Annotated in this window: 1 protein-coding gene; it reads left to right on the forward strand. The window is 71.0% G+C overall.

Features of this window, described 5'->3' with window-relative positions; genetic code table 11:
* On the forward strand, window positions 1–1,896 hold a 1,896-nt coding region (locus tag I847_RS27195; RefSeq protein WP_034610751.1), incomplete at its 5' end, for an SGNH hydrolase domain-containing protein.
* Window positions 1,897–2,138 lie beyond the last annotated feature (242 nt).

Raw genomic sequence — 2,138 nt, forward strand, 5'->3', positions numbered from 1 at the left:
CTGGCCTACTCCCTCGTCGAAAAACCCCTCCACCACAACCGCTTCCTCGCCGCCACACCCTGGCGCGCCGCCCTCGTCGCCCTCCTGTGCATCGGACTCGGACTCGGCTCCGCCACCGCCGTCGACCACCAGCTCGCCGCACAGCGAACCCAGAGCACGGGCACCCCCGACGCGCTCGGAGCCGCAGCCCTCGGCGACGACCCGGCGTCGTCGCCGTGGGCGACGCCCGTGGACGCGTCGGACCACCTCACCCCCGCGGTGACCGAGATCGCGGGCGACACGGCGTCGCTCGGCGGAAAGCGGTGCGTCGCTCGCGTCGCAGAGACGGTCATGCGGACCTGCCGGTACGGCGACCCCGCCGCGGAGACGACGATCGCGGTCGTCGGCGACTCGAAGGCCGACCAGTGGCTCCCCGCCTTCCAGGCCCTCGCCGACCAGCTCGGCTGGCGGATCGTGACCTCCCTGAAGTCCGCGTGCCCCTTCGTCTCGCCGGACTTCACGGTCTACCGGGACGGTGCACCGTTCGACGCCTGCCAGGCCGTCAACGCCCAGCGCGTCCCGGCGCTGCTGGACGACAAGGACATCGACTACGTCGTGTTCGGGCAAGCCGCAGACGCGATGTACGACCGCGACGGCGACGAGGCCGGTGAGCGCGATCGCATGACGACCGAGCTCGAGCGGATGTGGGCCCAGGTGCGCAGGGCCGGCATGGAGCCGATCGCGCTCGTCGACAACGCCCAACCCTCGATCGACGTGATGGAGTGCGTCGCCGAGAACGTCGACTCGCTCTCCCGGTGCGCGTTCCCGGACAAGTCCGAGACGACCTCCGTGGAGCTCGCCGGAAAGACGAGCGGCGTGCCCACGCTCGACCTGCGCCCGTGGATCTGCCCGGCCGACGTCTGCCCGGCCATGATCGGCGACGTCGTCGTGTACCGGCAGGGTTCACACCTGAGCGCGACGTACGCAAGAAGCCTGGCGCCGCGGCTGGGCGAGGCACTCCACCGTGCCGCCGGCCTCGACTACCAGCCGAGCCAGCCGGGGGGCGACGCCGCGGGCGCCCATCTCGGCGCAGCTGTGCTCGGCCTCTCGGCGCCCACCGAGCGGGTGCGCTCGGTCTCCGGTCCGTTCGTCCCGTCCGCGGTCGACGCGGCCGACGACGTGGCGACCCTCGCCGGGCAACGCTGCATCGGCGACGTGGGCAAACCGCTCCAGCACTGCACCTTCGGTCCGGCCGAGGCCGACACCGTCGTCGCCGTCGTCGGCGACTCCAAGATGCACCAGTGGCTCAACGCACTCCAGGTGGTCGCCAAGGAGCGGGGCTGGCGCCTGGAGACCTACCTCGTCAGCGCCTGTCCCTTCATCGTGGGCAGCCCTCAACTCCTCCACAACCGTCAGACCGCCCTCTGCCGCGAGAGGAACGAGGAACGGATCCAGGCCGTCGTGAGCGACCCGTCGATCGACGCCGTCCTCATGAGCCAGGTCAAGACGGAGGCCTGCGCCGACACGGACTGCACCACGGCGACGACCGGAGCGATGCTCGAGGGCGTCGAGGACGCGATGCGCAGGGTCCAAGCAGCCGGCAAGCGTGCCATCGTCTTCGCGGACAACCAGTCACCCGGTGTCGACGAGCTGGAGTGCGTCGCCAGCAACCCCGAGCACCTCGACGCCTGCAGCTTCCACCGCCAGGACCGAGCCGACGTCCCGTTGCTCCGGGCCGCGGCCAGCCTCGACGCACCCGTGGTCGACCTGCGCCCCTGGGTCTGCCCCGGCGACACGTGCGCACCGGTGATCGGCGGTGTGCTCGTCTACCGGCAGGGGTCGCACCTCACGGCCTCGTACGTGAAGACGTTGACGCCCGTCGTCGATACGCAGCTCGTGTCAGCGGGACTCGAGTAGCACCACCCGCGGCCCGATACCAGCAGACTCCCGCGCTCAGCAAGGGGCCGTAGAATCCGCCCTGCCGCACGGCGGCTACAGGAACATCCAGAAGCAGTGGGGAGCGAGTCTTGGCGGCGGTTGATGTCGTTCCGGTGCGCACGGTGGGTGTGCCGGTCGAGCCTGTCGCGTCCGGTGGGTTCCGTGGTGACGTGCAGGGTCTGCGCGCGGTGGCGGTGCTGCTGGTCCTGCTCTACCACGCC

Source organism: Cellulomonas sp. URHD0024, from assembly GCF_000426185.1.
In the GTDB taxonomy this organism is placed as follows: Bacteria; Actinomycetota; Actinomycetes; order Actinomycetales; family Cellulomonadaceae; genus Cellulomonas.